16 protein-coding genes are annotated in these 18,563 nt (G+C 49.1%); 7 read left to right on the top strand and 9 right to left on the bottom strand.

Annotated features, from left to right (window positions below; all coding sequences use genetic code 11):
• Positions 1-97: 97 nt before the first annotated feature.
• Positions 98-1,483 (bottom strand): ATP-binding protein, encoded by a 1,386-nt coding sequence (locus tag ACFQJC_RS17120; protein WP_390225745.1) that lies wholly within the window; start codon positions 1,481-1,483, stop codon positions 98-100.
• A 407-nt stretch (positions 1,484-1,890) separates the two neighbouring features.
• Here ACFQJC_RS17120 and ACFQJC_RS17115 point away from each other — a divergent pair, with 407 nt between their 5' ends.
• Positions 1,891-2,307, top strand: a complete 417-nt coding sequence (locus tag ACFQJC_RS17115) for an ArsR family transcriptional regulator (RefSeq protein ID WP_390225743.1) — start codon at positions 1,891-1,893, stop codon at positions 2,305-2,307.
• Between the two features lie 13 nt (positions 2,308-2,320).
• Here ACFQJC_RS17115 and ACFQJC_RS17110 read toward each other — a convergent pair whose 3' ends face one another.
• The gene (locus ACFQJC_RS17110; RefSeq protein WP_390225741.1) at positions 2,321-2,704 is read right to left on the bottom strand and encodes a DUF7344 domain-containing protein; all 384 of its coding nucleotides are present in this window, start codon (positions 2,702-2,704) and stop codon (positions 2,321-2,323) included.
• Between the two features lie 469 nt (positions 2,705-3,173).
• Here ACFQJC_RS17110 and ACFQJC_RS17105 point away from each other — a divergent pair, with 469 nt between their 5' ends.
• Complete coding sequence (locus ACFQJC_RS17105) at positions 3,174-3,692, top strand: hypothetical protein (RefSeq protein WP_390225739.1); 519 nt, start codon at positions 3,174-3,176, stop codon at positions 3,690-3,692.
• A gap of 199 nt (positions 3,693-3,891) precedes the next feature.
• Here the strand turns inward: ACFQJC_RS17105 and ACFQJC_RS17100 are convergent, their stop codons facing one another.
• The 3 genes from ACFQJC_RS17100 to ACFQJC_RS17090 form a co-directional block, all read right to left on the bottom strand.
• On the bottom strand, positions 3,892-5,037 hold the full coding sequence (locus ACFQJC_RS17100) for a hypothetical protein (RefSeq protein ID WP_390225737.1): 1,146 nt from the start codon (positions 5,035-5,037) through the stop codon (positions 3,892-3,894).
• Positions 5,034-5,837, bottom strand: coding sequence for a hypothetical protein (locus ACFQJC_RS17095; protein WP_390225735.1), 804 nt, complete (start codon positions 5,835-5,837; stop codon positions 5,034-5,036). Before ACFQJC_RS17095 ends, ACFQJC_RS17100 begins: the two co-directional genes overlap by 4 nt.
• A gap of 1,777 nt (positions 5,838-7,614) precedes the next feature.
• Complete coding sequence (locus ACFQJC_RS17090) at positions 7,615-8,502, bottom strand: hypothetical protein (RefSeq protein ID WP_390225733.1); 888 nt, start codon at positions 8,500-8,502, stop codon at positions 7,615-7,617.
• A 751-nt stretch (positions 8,503-9,253) separates the two neighbouring features.
• Here ACFQJC_RS17090 and ACFQJC_RS17085 point away from each other — a divergent pair.
• From ACFQJC_RS17085 to ACFQJC_RS17070, 4 genes are all read left to right on the top strand, one after another.
• On the top strand, positions 9,254-9,787 hold the full coding sequence (locus tag ACFQJC_RS17085) for a DUF7342 family protein (RefSeq protein WP_390225731.1): 534 nt from the start codon (positions 9,254-9,256) through the stop codon (positions 9,785-9,787).
• 8 nt (positions 9,788-9,795) lie between these two features.
• Positions 9,796-10,230 carry a toxin-antitoxin system TumE family protein gene (locus ACFQJC_RS17080; RefSeq protein ID WP_390225729.1) on the top strand — a complete coding sequence of 145 codons (435 nt, stop codon included), beginning with the start codon at positions 9,796-9,798 and terminating at the stop codon, positions 10,228-10,230.
• Positions 10,231-10,573: 343 nt separating this feature from the next.
• Complete coding sequence (locus ACFQJC_RS17075) at positions 10,574-10,861, top strand: AbrB/MazE/SpoVT family DNA-binding domain-containing protein (protein ID WP_390225727.1); 288 nt, start codon at positions 10,574-10,576, stop codon at positions 10,859-10,861.
• Positions 10,858-11,334, top strand: a complete 477-nt coding sequence (locus tag ACFQJC_RS17070) for a PIN domain-containing protein (RefSeq protein WP_390225725.1) — start codon at positions 10,858-10,860, stop codon at positions 11,332-11,334. Before ACFQJC_RS17075 ends, ACFQJC_RS17070 begins: the two co-directional genes overlap by 4 nt.
• 225 nt (positions 11,335-11,559) lie before the next feature.
• Here the strand turns inward: ACFQJC_RS17070 and ACFQJC_RS17065 are convergent, their stop codons facing one another.
• Positions 11,560-12,372 carry a DUF6036 family nucleotidyltransferase gene (locus ACFQJC_RS17065; RefSeq protein WP_390225723.1) on the bottom strand — a complete coding sequence of 271 codons (813 nt, stop codon included), beginning with the start codon at positions 12,370-12,372 and terminating at the stop codon, positions 11,560-11,562.
• On the bottom strand, positions 12,369-13,292 hold the full coding sequence (locus tag ACFQJC_RS17060; protein ID WP_390225721.1) for a helix-turn-helix domain-containing protein: 924 nt from the start codon (positions 13,290-13,292) through the stop codon (positions 12,369-12,371). The genes ACFQJC_RS17065 and ACFQJC_RS17060 overlap by 4 nt, the downstream gene beginning before the upstream one ends.
• 403 nt (positions 13,293-13,695) lie before the next feature.
• Here ACFQJC_RS17060 and ACFQJC_RS17055 point away from each other — a divergent pair, with 403 nt between their 5' ends.
• Positions 13,696-15,672, top strand: coding sequence for a bacterio-opsin activator domain-containing protein (locus ACFQJC_RS17055; protein WP_390225719.1), 1,977 nt, complete (start codon positions 13,696-13,698; stop codon positions 15,670-15,672).
• Positions 15,673-15,707: 35 nt separating this feature from the next.
• Here the strand turns inward: ACFQJC_RS17055 and ACFQJC_RS17050 are convergent, their stop codons facing one another.
• Both ACFQJC_RS17050 and ACFQJC_RS17045 read right to left on the bottom strand, forming a co-directional pair.
• The gene (locus tag ACFQJC_RS17050; RefSeq protein ID WP_390225717.1) at positions 15,708-16,739 is read right to left on the bottom strand and encodes a sensor histidine kinase; all 1,032 of its coding nucleotides are present in this window, start codon (positions 16,737-16,739) and stop codon (positions 15,708-15,710) included.
• Positions 16,740-18,044: 1,305 nt separating this feature from the next.
• Positions 18,045-18,167 (bottom strand): hypothetical protein, encoded by a 123-nt coding sequence (locus ACFQJC_RS17045; protein WP_390225715.1) that lies wholly within the window; start codon positions 18,165-18,167, stop codon positions 18,045-18,047.
• Between the last annotated feature and the right edge of the window lie 396 nt (positions 18,168-18,563).

Here is an 18,563-nt window from a genome sequence, read left to right as displayed (position 1 = left end):
GTGCCACAGCAAAGTTGTTTGGCCGATTCGATTGGCGCCGAGAATAATTAGTGAACCATCGAGATGCTTGCAGCTCAAACTTTCAAAGGTCCGTGGGCTACACGCTTGTGGTTATCTCATCTAATCCAAACAGCTGCAAGTCATCCCGCTTTGCAACTGCTTCTCGGACAGTGTGGGTCGCCCCGCTCCGGGTAAACAGTGCATATTCTATATCGACATCTCCACCACTGTCGGGAGTCCATCTGATTTCTTCTGTGTGTTCTTCGAGTGACTCGAGAGCACTGTAGTCGAGCGGAGCGTTCGTGAATTTACACTCGCCGACCACCATTGTCTCCTCCGTAGTGAAACCGACGACGTCGACTTCGTGCTCTTTGTACCACCACCGGCCGATATCTAAGAACGTTTTATCGGGGTACAGTCCAGGAAGCGCGTCTTGGCAGAGGACTTCAAATTGTGAACTCACGAAGTCGGGGAGTTCTGGCTCGATAACTGCCTCATACGCTTCGTCACCCAATCGCTCGTATCGGTCTTCGTTCCCGTAGACAAATCGGAACCAGAACCGAAACAGTGGGTCGAGAATTCGGTAGCGGCCACGGCGGGAGCGAGCTTTCTCTTCTGTGAGTGGGACTTCACGTTCGATGAGTCGAAGGCGCTCTAGTTTCTGGGTGTAGGTCGAAATCTGCTTTCCGTCGATCCCAACCATCTGTGCAATCTCATTTGATGTGGTATTCCCTGCAGCGATGGCTTTGAGAATCGCAAAGTATCGATTCGGCTCAGTTAACTCAGTTCGGAGGACGTACTCGGGTTCGTTATGGAGATATCCCCGTTGTGAGAGGAGGGATTCAGAAATCACGGTTCCGAGGTCGTGATCAAGATCGATGCCATCGAGATAGTATGGAACACCACCGAAGACACCCCATGCAAAAATTCGGTCTTCAGGCGTGTAGCTTTCTGGGAAGAACTCCTGGGCAGCAGCAAACCCGAGTTGTCGGAGATCGATCTTCTCGGTGAATCGCCCGTAAAGCGGGCTGTTTCCTAACAGCGTTGCTTCCTCCATCATGCTAATCGATGATCCAACGAGAATGAGTGTTCCACTCGTGTTCTGGAGGCGTTGGTCCCACAGTCGCTGAATCACCGAAGGGATGCTCTTGTCGGCGTCGATGAGATATGGGAACTCGTCGAGTACGACAATTCCTCCTTGTTCGACGAGATACCCGAGTAGTGACTCCCAATTCTGTTTAATATGTTCAATTCCAGGGAAGGAGCCTGAGGCGGCGTCAACGAATTCGTCGAGTTGCACCTGTGGTGTCGTCTGCGTCGCTTGGTATACGACGGCATCATCTCTCTGCGTGAGTGAGTGTTGAACGAGCTGCGTCTTTCCGAGACGACGTCGTCCAAAGATGACAATCATCTCTGGGCTGTCGGACGCGTAGCACTCTCGCAGCCGAGATAGTTCGATTTCCCGATCCACAAAGCGTTCCATGAACACCATATATTCTCCCGAGAAGTTAATCATGCCGAATAACCAAATCCAAAATAGGCTATTCTGAAATAGGCTATTCCCCGATTCACTGTTTTGTGAGAAACCAAGAGAAAAGTCAACACATAATTGAGTACGTACTTACCTTTGTGCAGTGACCTCGGTATCATCAGTCCCAACGCCAAGGTCGTACACAACGTGGATGTCGTTCATTAGACCGTGAGTCGTTTGTTTCACCGTAGGCTGTCGTTTTGCTGATGGACGGAAATATCGAGCGTGCAGTTGCTCAGGTTACTGAAAAGTTCACTAACACTACTGCTCGACAGACAAGGTACGTCTAGTAACCCACAACATCGACCATTTTCATATTCTTGAAAATGGTTATTGTGATGGGTCTCCTTGTTACTCTCATGGATCCTTTCGACCAAGTCTCTCACACAGAGGATGGGCAGTTAGATCCCTTCAAAACAATGGGGATACTCGATCATGTCGAACGGAAAAACATCATCGGAACCATCGTTGGACACCCGAAAGACACGCCAAGCCGGAAAGAAATCAAATACTACAACCCCAGTATTTCCGAAGCGAATTTGAGTCGACACTTGGCGACGCTCGAGGAGTGTGGTCTCATCGACTCAGCGTCAAAGCAACGGGAAGGACTGAATCGCGGCGAGTCCTATCGATACTATCGCCTCACTGGACAAGCTCGAGAGTTGTTCGACCGACTCGGTGTGTTCGGGCCAGTCCCGTACAAGAATCTACTTGAGCAAGTCGAAAAATCCGAAGAAATACGAGCGGCTGAGCACGCCGACAGACCCACGTTCTAAGTGGGTGTCGTAATCACACTCTCACATCGACGAACCTGCCGTGGACCCAATCGGCAGTGATGATGCAATATGGCCGGTACAGATTTTTGAATGCTGGTCCCGGGGTTACTACTTCGCCGTTGAACTTAACGACGCCTTGTGCACTGAGCTTGTCGACATGGTTTTCGAGAAGATGCTTGACGTTATTCACGTCTGCCCTTTTTGATGCGTCGCGCTTTGGTTCCAACATCGCGATGTGCGTCGCGATATCCTCCAGTTCCATCCCAGACGGTTGGAGGGCTAAAATCCCGACTATGAGGCGACGGCGTTCCTCATAGAACAATTTGAAGACCTCGTGCAGTTCTGGTTCGACTTCGCGAGGACGGAGTGCGCTCACGTCTTCGTTCTCGTCGCTCATTGTGCGGCCTCTGCTGACTCGGCTGTGGTTGATCGAGGGGCAGTACGCTTTTTTAGAGATATCTCTATGTTGTTCATGGGTTGGATTCATTGACAGCCCCGAGTACTCGTGCTTCTACCACGAGTGCTCTCGTTTCGAGAGCGGTGGTTCGGTTCTGCCCTATCTAATCCATTTGGCGGTTTCTAGATAAATCGGTCGACCAGGTCGATCGTCTCGCCGCCGGATATTGAGTAGCTCAATAAGTTACTAATTATGGATTTGGGCCTTTTGAGACTTCTTACGAGCGATAATTCGGGATTAGTGTTTATGGACCCATTGAGCAGCAACCGATAATACACCCTCGCTAGTGGATGTATCCGTGTTCGCGAAAAATACACCACAGAACTCAAGCACCGAGCAAAAACCGCTGAGTCTTCCAGCTAAGATTGAACTGCCCGACTACGATGGATCTGCTGCAGAAATGGACTAGGTGACTGACTTCTCGAGCGGCGATAAGACTGATCGACTCACGGTGAAGTTCGAACTGACGTCCGAAGGAAAGCTCATGCGACACGTTGCAACTGAAGAGTCGGTCGACGACTCTGAAGACGTGTTCGACCTCGAACGCGCGGTCGATTATAAAGACACGTCGCGTGTCCCTGTCCTGATGCCCGAGCCGATTCGATTCTGGCCGGCAGACGACCCCGAAAACGTGTACGAAGGCCGCTTCTCAGCCGAGCAAGTTCTGGTCGCTGCGCGGAGCTCTCAAGAGAGCCCAACTCAATGGCGCTGGCAACACAAATTTGCGGACGCAGCTGACGTCTCTCTGTATCAGGCGTTTAACCGAAGTGAGTTCGCGTTCGGATTATGCGTCCTCCGAGAAATTGCTCGAACCGAAGGGTCCTCGAAACGATCGGTTAATTCACCCGAAGAGGAACTGGCACTCTACGACCATATTTTTGAAGCGCTCGTCGGATACGAAGTAGAATCGGCAAAGCCCTCGAACTGATTGCCGATTCTTTCTAGAGAAAATTGGTAGTTCCGAAGAGAGTGACACCTATGAATCGAAGTCATCTGCGATTACGACGATTGGGCAGCTGCTACTGCTTCGTGTGTTTTCCTACAGAGGACTCTTTTGAATCGTCATACTGCGGTCGATTTGGCTATGTTGCGGCACACTTAATGTTATTCTTCTGAGGTAATATTAATCAAGAATTATTCCGGTGTTCAATGAACGTAGTGTAATTATCCCGCTTTTCTGGTCTCTCAAATTTGAATAAATTCCTGCGACCGCTCTTGTTGACCTCAAACGATCGTACATTCTCATGCTTCCCGAGTCTGTGAGCGATTTTCAGGCTACTGTTACTCACTTCTCGGAGCTCTTCACGGTAGCCACGTTGGATAATGTGATCAATCAAGAGTTCGTGAACCCGATCGCTCGTAACCCATTCACCAAACTCGACACTTGGTTCCGAAGGAATCCCCCGGTTCGTAATACTGTTCGACTGTTGGTGAATCGCAGTCACAATTTCTCGTATGAGTGGTGGAATGTCGTGGTAGTCGGTATACAAAGCGTCGTGATCTCGAGCTCTAATGTAGTGATCCAGTTTGTTTGTGAACCAGGGTAGATTTCTAAGTTTATGTTTTGCGTCTATCGAAAGGTAATGCTTCCAAACATATTCTTTGAGAGTGTTGAAGGACTCATCGAGAAAGCTGTGGACCTGACGAACGAAATTCCCCCACGACATTCGCATTCCAAGATCTGAAAATCTAAATGATACTGTTTGGATTCCTTCGTGAATTTCTCTTTCAACTCTGAATGGTTCAATATGTCTTAGTTCGACCCAGTTCCGGTCGTCATAGAGACGCCTACCGAATGGTTGCAGCAGATTTACTTGTAGTTCTGGATCACACTGGTTAAAATATGCCCAAATATTACACTTCCAGAGTGCTTTGACCTGATGTAAAATCTTCATGTTTGGGTGGTACCCACCCCTTGTTTTTTCAACATAACGAGTATCGGTTTTCACTGCAGAAGTAGTGAGTACTGTAATCAATGTCATCAGTCCTGGATACTGATGAATCGGACCACTTCTTTCTGGGCTGAGTTCCCCTTCCTTGATCTCTTTCAGGCTTGTTTCATCTATTGCATGATAAACAAACCAATCTATCCAATTTCTAAGTGTGCCCCAGAAATCCCTGCTATTATCACTCGAGTGGTCTCCAACAATCTCAGTATCAAAGAAGCTCAATGCTTGGCTGAGGAATCTTCTGATGTCATCTTTATGATTCTCTGGGTGTGTGCTAATCAACCAGGATTGCGTTGGCGTGATATGTGGTCTCGAATCAGTCATCTGTTTCGGGTAGAATGGCCCGATTTTCGTTCGACAACCTGTTGAACAGTTGTTTTTCCAGCCAGAGAATCGAGTATCTCGCTAATGTGATAGAGGTGGTCGATACCGCCCCCTCGATCCATTGAGGCACAGCGCCTTGCATATTGCATCGTGATACTTTTTGAACTGGGAGATGGGACTTGAACTCCTCTTGCTGCAAGTGCGTTTAAAAGAGACGAAGTCACTCTTGAGCTACTAACAATCCAGTAAGACTGAGCTGGTGAGTTGGCCATTTGAACGTAGTCTTTCTTCAAAGAGTCCCAGTTTTGGGTTTTTGCAGCTTCAATCTCTGCAACGTAGATTTGTGTCCCATCGTCTTTGTACGCGATTACGTCAGCTACTCCTGGATTGTTCCCCTCAATCGGGACATATTTTCGAGCTCGACGAACCTCGGGTAGTGACTGGAAATAGAGTCTCGTCATTTCTACCATCATTCTGTGTAAATAATTCTCTCCGGGATCACCGAAGAAGTGGCCAGCCCGCTTTTTTTGATGCAAGCGTCTTCCTGCTTTTTTCGTTGGAGTATACCACACACCTTGGATTTGTTCCCCGGAATCAGGATGATTGAATGCGAGCTGTTCTGATTTAACGAACCCCCGCTCTTTTAGCGAGTTGACGTTCAAATTAGGGCTGTTTTCGGCGGTTCGGTTTTTCACGTACGTTAAGAGGTGCTCATTCATCGGTAATTCGAGAGGATAGTCCGATTGGTAGTTTATAATGTCAAAAAGAGTTGTAAGGAAAACCGCTTCTTGAAATGTCATATCTCCGGCTCTGAAGTAGCACCGGCTGTCTGGCATTGACAAACTGAAAGATCTGGGTTTCCTAGTTGAGACATACCCCGTATAGTAAGACTCGGTCGGTTTTGTAGCGAATTCGCCGGTCATATATTATCGATCTGCACTACGATTGTTACCTGCCTTTGGACTGCTTTATTCAGTGCCGTAGCTGAGGGTTCAGTGGTTGAGGCTGATGTGCTGGCTTTTATTGTCATAATTGCTGTGGAGTTCTCAGAAAGACTGGTTTAATAAGCATATCTAATCCTCTAATTCAAATCACACTTTTAAGATTATATGGTGTATTGTTCTTGACATTAGATAAAAATGGTCGCACACTCCCAAATCAATGCAACATAATCTACTGTTGACTCCCAAACGGAATTCAGTTAATTACGAGGTTTGTAGACCAGACCTAATCTCTCACGCGATGTTGAGGGGATTCTTTACTTGAGGAGTACTACTTGTTTGGTTCGTCTGATCGAAAATCGAACGCACTCGCACCTTCAGGGAGCCGGAGACAGTCAAAGCTCTATGTAGCACTGCGGAGATTGAACCTCATTTAGTCGCCTAACCGTACTCGTTGAGGTTGCCCAAACGACTGGGACCCCGTCGTCTATATGCACCCATTGCTGGCAATCCTTCGTTGTGCCTCGATATCGTCAATGCCGTCAAGATTGACGATACTTGTTCGATTTACCCGATGCCCCAATGTACGGACTGAGACGTCCCAAGACCTCCTCGATGTACGGGAAATCACTCGTGCAATAGCCCACGGTGATTTTGAACAACTCAGCCTCGCCGACCGTGGTGAGACTAGGCGTTCACACCAGCCCACTGCAGGGCCGTTCGCGTTTGTTGACGGTTGTGAATTCGCAATACTCCTAATTTGGGCCACGTGGTTGCTCTCACGGAGTTTGATATGTCGTCCAAGTGCTGAACACACTGCAGTTGCAGTGACGAACTTTGTTTGAAACCCGAGCACTTGGAAGTTGAAAAATAATGATCACTTCGTCGAGGTTGCAGTAGTTGTATTTGTTGGCTAGCAATTGAATTAACTCAAAGTTGACATACTGATGTGACTCGAGCAAACTTTTTGACTTCACGTGTAACATCGATATCACAGTCAGGATTTGGAACGAGAGATTGGACCTGCGGCTGAGACTAGACAGAGAGTATGGTAATTGGAAAAACAGTCTCAGTCATCATAATATAGGGGTTCTTTGGTACAAATCGGCCAATTTTGGGGGGTATAGCATCATGGATTTATGCTACACCCCCTACTCATCGGTGTTAATAATGAGTTCTGGGGGTTAAACTCGAATAAGACGGCCTATTCGGGGGGGTGTTTAGGGAGTTCCCTAATATATTGAGGCTTGGCGAACGGGCAGTTAATAACGTATATAAGTAAAGTGAATGATTTATCATTATATTTGTCTGTACCCCTCAAATATGGCCAAATTAGGCTAATCACGCTTTGTCCAAATTTGCACTGAATGTCGCGGGGTCATTTCCAATTCTAATTTGACTCAATAGGGGGGTGTTCTAGAATTCCCTTTTATACATTTATAAGTGATTTTTGAAAAGATTTTACTATAAAAATATTTCGTAGAGTTGTACCCATCCCTCCTCACAACGTCGACCAGGTTATCGAGATTCCCTACTTAGGAGGATAACTCGGGACGATATTTTGTGTATGATTTCTGGTTAGTTCGAAATATCCGATTACAGAGTATTCTGTACACTGTGAATAATGCCCACCTGACTACACAACTTTCTCAATCCGCTGGTTCCCCGCCAACGCTTGGTATAATTCTTTGATGTGGATTACTTGCGTAAGACCAGGATGGTAGCCTCTTTTGATATAGTCTCGTGCTCGTGATGCACTCAACACCTCTGCTTGGGTGTAATCCGGGATCTCGTCACACTGTGATAGCACTCTGAAAATTGATGCCAGCGCCTTTTGCTTAGATACAATCCACCATGCGTCGGCTGGCGACTCTGCCATTCTTTGGTACTTTCGAGCAATATCTGCAGAACTTCTTGATTCTAGTGACTCGGCTTCACCTATGTGTATAGGAGTTCCAGCCTTGTCGTAGGCGATTACGTCAACTACATGGGCTGGATAGTACTCACCATCTGTAAACGGTTTATACGTCTCAACTTTGTCGACTTCATTTAGTGTGTAAAAATACTTTTTAAGAAGATGAATCATCAGACGGTGAGCGTAATCTTCTCCAGCCGTCTTTACAGTAGGCGTGGTACGTTTCGTTTTATATACGGCCGGTGATGCCTTTCTACTTGGGTTGTACCACACACCACGAGTCCCCTTTTTTGTAACCGGATCAATCAGAGAGATTTGTTCTGACTCGATATACCCTCTCTCTTCTAGCGAATTCACGTTCAAACGTGCTCCACTATCAGATATTTCGTTTTTGAAATATGGGATTAGATATTCGTTCATCGGGAGTTCTATAGGGTAATTTGACTCGAAATTAAAAATATCAAATAGAGTTGCAAGAAAATTAGCTTCCTCACGACTTACTTTCTTAATGTGACCATTCCATTCACTGTCTACTCGCGAGGTTTCGAATGACTGGGGAATTTCTACCGCGATTCGATTATTACAACTCCTGTCACTTGGTCGCTCCACTGTTTAGCTCCCGTACTTATATTTGAGGCTTCGCTGCTGGGCAAGGAATGGATCTGTCTGACCAACAATTGTGTATCTCGGTTGTGAACGAACTGTTGATTGCTGCCTCTTTTGATGATCAAGATCGACACTGAAGATGCCACAAATCATGTGGGATATTGTTTGTTCGTTCAGTACTTATACACTCATCTGGATTTAGTCAGTCACGTCCTGTTTTGATATGATTTGTTCAGGTAGGTTATGACGCAATTTCCAGAACAGCTACTATCTTAATATTGTACCTGCTATCCACTACTAACTGTTGAGTACATGTCTCTGGAACCTTCGATTTTATTTCTTGTTTTGAGATGGAAATATTTATTTTAGGACGCTGAAACTGAGCTATTGGTGGCCTGTAACGTCGGAAATAGTGGGGGGTTCAAAGTGAGACTTAATTTATATATGAACTGAACGTCGGAAATGATGGTTGATGTGTGCAAAATCCGAATAAGTATGAATGTACTTGCACTCCGAACCGGTCCGTGCAATGGTAGTTCACCCACATTGTATCTGTGTGTCATTTAGATATCCACTACCATGTCCATGCACGAATAGATCTGGAACTGTATTTTCTCCTTGCTTAACCAACGCCAATTCCGAAAACCGATTTTTGTTGGTTAAGTGGTCTACTGCTGATCAGCTTACTTAGCACCCAGTTTGTGAAATTATTCCTCAAAGCAAGAATTATGTCCTTCTTCATCCAAGAACGGGTATGTCCAACAGCGATCCACCAGGTGGCCCTTCTTCCTTTGAGGACGCATTTCGGGGAGAGGATGTCGAACAGCGCGTCTACGGGACGGTCCTCCAGACTCGTGCGCCGACGACAGCGAGTACGATTGCAAACCAGTCTGATTGCGATCCAAAAACCGCCCGGAAGTATCTAGGCTGGTTCAGCAACCTTGGCATTGTGACGCGCCATGAAGGCCATCCGGCTACGTACGAACGAAACGACGCTTATTTCGAGTGGAGGAGAATCAACGAACTCGCCGCCGAACACTCCGTCGAAGATCTTCAGCAGCGCGTCCAAGACCTGACCACCCGTCTCTCTGAGTACGAAGACACGTACAATGCCGCTACACCAGCGTCTGTCGACGCCATCGCCGCTGCGGAAAAGAGCGAAGACCGGACCATCGACGACATATACAGTGACCTCGGGGATTGGGCGACCGCTCGGGACGAGCGAAAGCGCTACGAACGCGCCCGCCAGCAACGCGCAACCAGCGAGACCGAACAGGTATCTGGGTAGCCACGTCGATGGTGCCGCCTACAGGAGATGGTGGGAGCCTAGCGCCTATCGACCGCCCAATACTCGAGTTCCTGCAGACGCGTCTCCAAGCGACGAACCAGGTTGCAGAAGCACTCATCACCGATGCGAGTGGGCATCTTGGACTTCGTGTGACACTCGAATTATCGTACTATCCAGACTCCGTCGAGGAGGCGAGTGTGGCTGTTTGTTGGTACACGAACGACGATTTCAAAATTCACTATCGGGAAGTGTACCCGGAGCATGCCTGGGAATGTCGGTGGGATCGTCATCCGAACCCTCACAATTCGAAAGACCATTTCCACCCGCCACCAACTGCTCCGACACCCGGCGATGACGCTTCGTGGCCAACTGACCACCGCGACGCTCTCCAACTCATCTTTGAGGAGGTTGAAGAGCGAATCAGTGAACTCTGGAAAGAGTAGGTTGTCTTCTGATCCAGTACACTAACGCTCGCAGCTTCCGAATTTACAGGCCATAGTTTCTCCGGAAACAGTGGGGGTCTCAGATTCTAGTAGAAGCGGTTATTCGGAGATGGATAAACATCACTCGGTACCCGGGATATCCCGCCCCTCGGGATAGCGAATTCGTTTTGCAGAGTAGAACGTCGGAAACATGGGGTGCGTATTCGGGGCTACGTCGTTGAGAGCGACTCGATGTAGAATTGAGCGCACAACCGCGACTTTAGGCCCGGGAGGTGGCCATAGCGAGCAGTAAGAGTGACTAAGTAATACTGATAGTGTATTACTACGTACTAGTGTTAGGACAATGCCACGCGTTACGACGAAAGGACAAGTGACAATCCCAAAGGCGATTCGCGAGGCTCTCGGAATTGAACCAGGGGACGAAGTGAAGTTCGAACAGACCGAGTCCGGGTACGAGCTGAGGAAAGAGAAGCCGACGACTGCAGAAGGCCAAGACCCGTTTGAGAAATACCGTGGTAGTGCAGATAGCGACGAAACGATGCCCGAACGGATGCGTCGGCTACGTGGTGAATACCCCAGAGACGTAAGCAGTGATTCAAACAAAGACAGTGAGGCGGAGGCAGAGACGTGACAACGGCAATCGATACCAACGCTCTGCTTGCACTCCTGTACGAGGACGACTTCACTGACGCCAGTGAAAAGGCGTTGCGAAAGGCTTACCGAGACGGTTCACTTGTGGTCACATCGGTGGTCTACTCTGAACTTGCAGCAGATGGTCACTTTGACACCGTTGCTGAACTGGATGAGTTTCTCGAAGACTTCAGCATCCAACTCGTCGACCCGTCGCGGTCCGCACTTTTTGAAGCGGGAGAAAAGTTCCAACAGTATACTGAGCGGCGACCCGACGGTCTTCAGTGTCCGTCCTGTGGCAAGAAGCAAGCCGTCAACTGTGAACAGTGTGGAGGGAGCCTTTCACCCCGCCAGCACATTGCGGCAGACTTCATTATCGGAGGTCATGCATTTGCGGACGCAGATTCATTGGTTAGTTTTGACACTGGCTTCTACCAAACGTACTTTCCGCCTTTGACTGTTCATCCGGAGTGAGGCCTCGAACTGGTCTCTTCGGCGCTGCTTCTGCAGACTAATTGGATGAACAGACTGGTTTGCCTCTCGTGAGCAGGTACGGTGCTTCTATTCATCAGAAGACGGCCGTTTAGAGAAGTCCACTCGCCGCCTATCCTATGCGAACGCTCAGGAGTAGTGTCACACAATTCATGTCATAATCTGGGTAGTTCAGCAAAGACCTAGGGCCTCACTTCATCCCTAGGGTCAGATCGTCGTTGAACGACGTTCTACGCGTCCACCGGCTACGGCGACCGCGTCTTTCTCTTCCAATCGGCTCACAATCTCCTGTACGTCCGCTGCGGACCAATCAAGCTCCTGTTGCAGGTCAGCCACCGACTTCGGGTCGTCAAGCGCGTGCAGCACTTCGAGTTCCTCGTAGACGCGCTCGGTGACCTCCGCCACGGGGCCGTGCAACGGCGTCGTCACGTTGTGTTGTTCAGTGAGGACGGTCAACGCTTCGTTCACGTACGTCACGAACAGTTCTTGCTCCAAGAGTTCGACCTGTGTCTCAAGTTCTGCTTCGACGACGTCGAACTCGAGGCCGGTCTGCATCAACGAAAACATATCCTCAATGTCGTCCACCCGACCAGCGACCGCTTTGAACAGGAAGATATCCTCTGGACTCACGAGCTCGACCACGAGACTTCCCGGGTCGATATAGCGTTCGCTCCGCTCACGAATGCCTGGAGACAGAATCAGTTTGCCGACCACCTGCTGGTTGAAGACGTCGATGCGACACCCATCATCGTTCTCGAGGATTCGCTGGGCACCGAGTTCTTCGTACTCTTCATCTGGTTCCCGGACGATATCGTACCCCAGTTCGAGGAGCACCGCTTGTAGCTGACTCAGGTCGTCGCCGGAAGAGACGATGAGGTCGATATCTTTGGTCGTCTCCTTGAGACCGCGGAACGCCATCGATCCACCGCCAATCAAGAAGACGGTGAGTGGGTTATCCAGCTGCTGGCCGATGCGCTCGAATTCCGACCGGATGTATGTGCTGTCGAATCGCGCCCTCATAGCGTCACCTCGTACTCATCAGCCAGCTCCTGGAAGTCCTCCCACTCAGGAAGGCGAGACGTCCGCTGGGCACCGCTGGTGCCGAGATACGTGCAAAGCTCGTCGACGACGTCGTCGACGCCGTACTTGATGGCTTGGGCTTGGAGTTCGTCGCGGTCGATGTCGACGTGACTGAGCAAGAGCAGACAGTATGACTGCGTTCGTGGGCCGGAATCAATCACGAGCATATGGCAGCACAATATCTCCGGCGAGAGCTCGCTCGTTGCCTCCGAATAGAGGTAGTGTCTGCGGTCACGTGCCAACAGCGGGAGGTCGTATCGCTGGAACTGGTCTGGACCTGTCGGAATGAAGTGTTCGTCAGCGATTTCAGTCGTCGTCTGCACAAGGAACTCGTCGAGGGACTCCCACAGAATCGTGTAGGTGTCGGTCTGTTCCTCGACAGTCTGGCGGTGGACGTGATGGGCAAGCTCACGAGCGAATGCACTCAGCTGTTCGAAGCCGTCATTCAGTGCGTACGCCCTGTCGTCGGTTTGGTAGACGATTCCGCGATGCTGAAGCGGGGCAAGCGCACGGTGGACAGTACTTCGGTGGACGTCGGCGCGGCGTGCGAGTTCGGTCGCAGTCCGAGGGGTGTCGAGGAAGTAGCACACTCGGAGGGCTGCCCCTGACAACAACTCCGGCCAGTCGATGTGTGAATACTCCTGTGTGAGGTTCCTGAGTAACTCGAGGGCCTTTGCGTCCGACAGTCGAATTTGCTTTGTTTTCCCCTGTCGGCGTGTCTCGACGAGGCCTGCTGTTTCGAGCCGTTCGACGAGTTCTGAGGTGTAGCTGAGACTCCGATTGAGATTTGTTGCGAGTTCAGAGACCGTCTGCTCACCGTGGAGGGCTGTGAGGGCGCGGACCTCGCCTTCTGTGAGCATACTGTTGCATACTAGCGAAGCGATATATAAATCAGTTCGGTATATTGCAACACTCGGCTGACTCAGTCGAGACGAGAACGTGTAATCCGTGGCACAGAGTTCGAGTGCTTTCTCCGGAAACGATGGGGTGTATAGTTCGAATATCAGCGGTTATTCGGAGATGTGACATCTGTTATTTCTATGCCAGCACGATTCGATATTCACATCAAGTTACGATTCATCGAGCAGCCGACATTCAAATCAATTGAACTCTCAATCGAAAAATGCCTTCATATGTGGGCAACGTATTTGTCATCGCATAGTGTATCGCGACTTATATGAGAATCCACACTCGAATTAAGGCACAAATCAATTGCAGACTTCCTATTTGTGGAAATCAACAGACGCTTTGGGCTGCATAAGCGTGACTGACGAGCGAATCAACGTCTTGCTCATCGACGACGATGAGCAGTGGGCCCAGTACATGGCCAGCGAGTTGGAAGATAAGGACCCCGTGTTTTCGGTTAAAGTTGCTCTGAACGCGAACGAAGCAGTTCTTGCTCTCGCTAACGACCGTTCAATAGAATGTGTCGTCACCGATTTTCGGATGCCGGAAATCGACGGCATCCAGGTACTTGAACATCTTCAAGGGCTGCATGCTAATCTCCCGATTATTTTGACGACTGGGGACGGTAATGAAGAAATTGCAGCACAAGCGATCAACGCAGGAGTCACCGATTATATTCGCAAAGATCCCCGGATTGACCAAGCACCGATATTTGTGAATCGTATCCGACAGGCTGTTGAGCGTGCCAAACTGAGGACAGAAGTTCAAGAGAGTGAACACCGGTATCGTACCGTTGTCGAGCATACCCGGGATGCAATCGTAGTGCTTCAAAATGATGAGCTAGCCTTTGCGAATGACCAGTTCCACGAGTTGTGTGACTGCAACATAGACCTTGCTTTCTCAAACCAGATCTCCAGTTTCGTACACGAGGGAGACCACAAGCTACTGAATAATTTCCTCGCAGAGATTCGTTCTGGTGACGACCCAGGATTACGTGAGATCTGTTTCGTCAGACCAACCGGTGAGTTTCGCCATTGTGAAATTTTAGGAGACGGCATCACCTTCGAGAATGAACCTGCGATACTGCTTTCTATCCGTGACGTTACCATCCGTCGCTCGCGTGAGCGTACGCTCAAGCGAGAACGCGAGTTCAACCAAGCAGTATTGAAGCAATTAGTCAACGTTCAAACCCGTGATGAACTCGAATTGGGAATCACAGACGTCCTTTCTTCGTACGGATACGACTTTGTCTGGATAGGGGCTGTCGATGAACGGGGTGTACACACCCACACCGCAGTGGGCGGCAACGAATACGTACGCCGGTTAGAAGACAATGACATCGGTAGCGACCATGGAGGGGATCCCATTCTTTGGAGTGCTCGAACCAGTGACTCACAGTTCGTCCCCGACTTCGAGGAACTCATGCCAACAAAAAGTCGAAACAGCATCCTAGAAAGTGGTTTTCGGGCTGGATTTGCACTTCCTCTTCAGCACGAAGACATCTCTTATGGGACCATCGCAGTCTATCATGATGAGCTAAACCAGATCGACGAAGCCGAACGTTTGCTCTTGAGCGAGATCGCAGAAACGGTGAGCTTTGCAATCCACCACGTCGAAACACGACTAACTCTGACCAGTGCGGCGGGTATCGTTGTCAAGGTCCAACTCGAATCAGACGCCTACTATCTTCCAGACTTGCTCTCTGAGCGAGCGGATCACCCAAACGTCGAGGTGACAGTCCGCGGCACTCATATCGTTGATGGAGACACACAAGTACAATATCTGTCGTGTTCGACTGACCGTCCTGAAGCGTTCACAGATGCACTCGATGGTCATCCGTCGGTTCGCACTTGGAAAGTCATCGACAGCGGCGAACCTGTGTCCTACCAAGTTACAGTCAAAGATGAAACGCCCGAAGCACACCTCGGGTCAGTCGGTGCGCTGGTTCGGTCCACAACTGTAACTCCCGACCACGCAACTATTACGTTCGAGCTCTCCAGTCGGGAGTATCTACAACCAGTGATCGACCGATTGAACGATCACTATGCGTCTGTCACAGTCCCCTCGGTTGTCGAGAAGGTCAGGGATCAGACACGTAATCGTTCTGTACAAGTTGATATTGACGTACTGACCACGAAACAACTGGTTGCGCTTGAAGCGGCCTACCATCAAGGATACTTTGATCGCCCCCGCCGGAATTCGGCGATCGACATCGCGAAATCGCTCGGAATTACCCACACGACGTATCTCCAGCACCTCCGAGTAGCCCAGGAGAAGATGTTTCGACAGATTTTCGCTGGACTGGATGAGTCCGCAAACAGTCGAAATCGGTAACGGTAGCTTGCGAGTGAATCAATGAACGACGCTACTCACTCGGTGTAAATCTCGAACCTCGCACCACCGACCTCGGCGTCCGTGATTGCCAATTCCCATCCGTGAGCCTCCACGAATTCGCTGACGATGGTGAGACCAACGCCAGTTCCCTCACCCGCCGTCGAATAACCGTACTCGAAGACTTTTTTGACCTGTTCTGGTGAGATTCCGGTCCCATCATCCGCTACGTAGAAGCCACTTCGCTTCCCGAGTGGCCCTACGGTAACTGTCACCGGCGTTTGGTTGTGGACAACTGCGTTTCGAAACAGATTTTCCAAAATATGATCGAGCAAGCCGAGATTAGCCTCGAACTGGGTTTCTTCATCGACCAGTACCCGGAGTTCACTGTCACCTGTCTCGGTCATCGCCCACGCAGTTTCGGCGCGAGGGGCAATCGAGACTTGTGTTGTTTTAGCCGCTCGACGTTGGCTCATTGTGAGTGTTCGCAGTTCGTCGATCATTCTCGCCATTCGGTCGATGGGTTCTACCATCGCGTCAAGTTCTTCGCTATCTGTCTCTTCACGTGCCCGTCTGAGGCGACCTCGAGCCACACTCAGCGGGTTTCGGAAATCGTGAGATACCACAGATGCAAAGCGATCGAGGCGGCGATTCTGCCGCCGCAGCTTTTCGTTCGACTGTTCAAGCTCTGCTCGTGTTTCTCTGAGTTCTTGCTCCCGACGTTTACGCTCTGTAACATCTCGTGTTACTGTCACGACGCCGTCTAGGTCGTACTTTGGTGGGATTGGGGAAGCGCTACTTTCGATCCAGATCCAGTGCCCATCTCCGTGTTTGAACCGAAGCTCAACCGGATCTGCAGCCTCACCATCTAATGCTGTCTCGAAACATTCAATTGCACGTTTTTTATCGTCTGTGTGAATGAACTCGTCAAGCGAAGTCTCGATAAATTGCTGTCTACTCCGACCCAACATCTCTTCAGTGCTCGAGACGTAGGCCATCCCTCCATCCGGTCTGATGTGTGTGAAAATGTCGGTCGTACTATCGACGAATGCACGTGCCTGCTCTGCCACGTCAGTCCTCTCCCGCCCTGTGTCATGTGTGGTCTTTGCTCCGTCATACGGCCCCTCCATAGAACTGCAGTTGTAGTGAGTAGACAAATAATACCGTTGTCAGCGAATTGTCTGTTTTAATGCCGTTCATACTATACAATTATTGACCTATTTGGCCACCGTTTAGACTAATATTGTGCGTTTTTAACAATATCAAAGTTCATACTCCTGGTGATCTATCTAGAGGTTCTGGAGATTTCAATTGAAGAACAAGCGGCTATACAGCCGCGGTCTCGACGAGAATAATTTTGTAGAAAATCGTGCCTCCCAATCAGTCTGAATGGAAATACAATGGCTTATTTAGTGCTCTATCATGCTAAAGCTGTGGCATCTTGACTTATTTTTTAGCACACTAGAAATTCACTTTTTTCACAATATTCTAGTCATTTCATATTGGTTGGTGTTTTACATAAAATTGTTCATTCACCATTCTTCCGTCGTAGTATGAACAACTGTAAATTGATGTACCCAATGCCAGATTACAATATGCCAAGCAACTCAATGGTTTGTTCATTCTCAAACTCGAAGATGCACACGATATTGAATCACTTGGGCTACTAACCTGAATGCACTAAAAGGGATTATTGCCGTCTACTACTCCGGTCAGTAAAGCCTTCATATTAAGATAAGGCGGTGAAAGCCCCTGAGATGAAATACAAACACGCGTCAGCCCAACCATTACAGACCTACGTCTGTAACAGATTTGCCCTATTTGAAATCACTTTGTTTTCCATCCCAGGAACTACTCCCGAGAGCATGTTCAGGGACAAGCCCAATCAGATCATGGCCATCGAGAAACTGCATCGTATTTTGATAAACCAAACACTTTCACTTGAAGTGAGATCAGTGATCTCTTATAGACTGGAGGGGAGCGAGATACTATTGGTAATGGTCACATTTTAGCTCAAAAAATCACAGATGAGATTGATCACAACCGGGTAGAACACCGTAACGGCTAGAAAGAGGGCCTCACTTGAGGAAGGAACTATTAGAACACCCACATCGTTGCGTCGATCACGGGCAATCCTTGGTTGAGGGACACTTACGTTTACTCAACGTTCGCTCTCGTCTGCACCTTCATGTGTGGGTGGATTGTTTATCTGCGGAAAATTTATCGATTACTATCAGTGAACACACGACATTTCTCTACTCGTCTTCTCCTTTGAGTCGTGCAGTTTGAATGGGACCTACTATGACATTGGCCACTTCACAGAACTGGATGTGTATTGAGCACGAAAAATGGCGGCCCCGATGTAACACTGAATGCTAACCAAAGATGCGGAAAAAGTAATACGACCCATAGTAAGCGACAACGAATCCTCCTCCCATCAGGAGCCCCTTAGCCCACAGCGGTAGTTTTGCGAGTTTGTCAGTGATACCTTCGCTCATCGGGCAACTCCTCCGTCTTGCTTGGGCGATTCTGCTACTTCTGACACAGTTGTAGTTGGTCGCATTGGATTCACGGTCACATTCTTGTTTATGAGTATATAAGAACTATGCAATATTTCAAAGAGAGTCAATATTCGAGAAATTATCGCCAAAATACGTGCACCCAATCGAGGATCTGAACGGGCTGTCAACGAGGATTAAGGGTTGGATTGGTCGATGGGATCGGTTCCTGTGCTTCTATCTCCTCTGACCCGGCACGGTGTACCCACACAGAATCAATCTGAGCTAACTCATCTGCACCGGCCTGTTTCTGACGAATTATTCGAACGAATTGGTAATGTCCTTTGGACAGCTACGCCTCGGGCTGATACAAAGAGGTACGGCAACTCCAAAAAC

This window comes from Haloferax namakaokahaiae, assembly GCF_042663225.1.
In the GTDB taxonomy this organism is placed as follows: Archaea; Halobacteriota; Halobacteria; order Halobacteriales; family Haloferacaceae; genus Haloferax; species Haloferax namakaokahaiae.
This window is presented reverse-complemented; position numbering and strand designations above follow the sequence as displayed.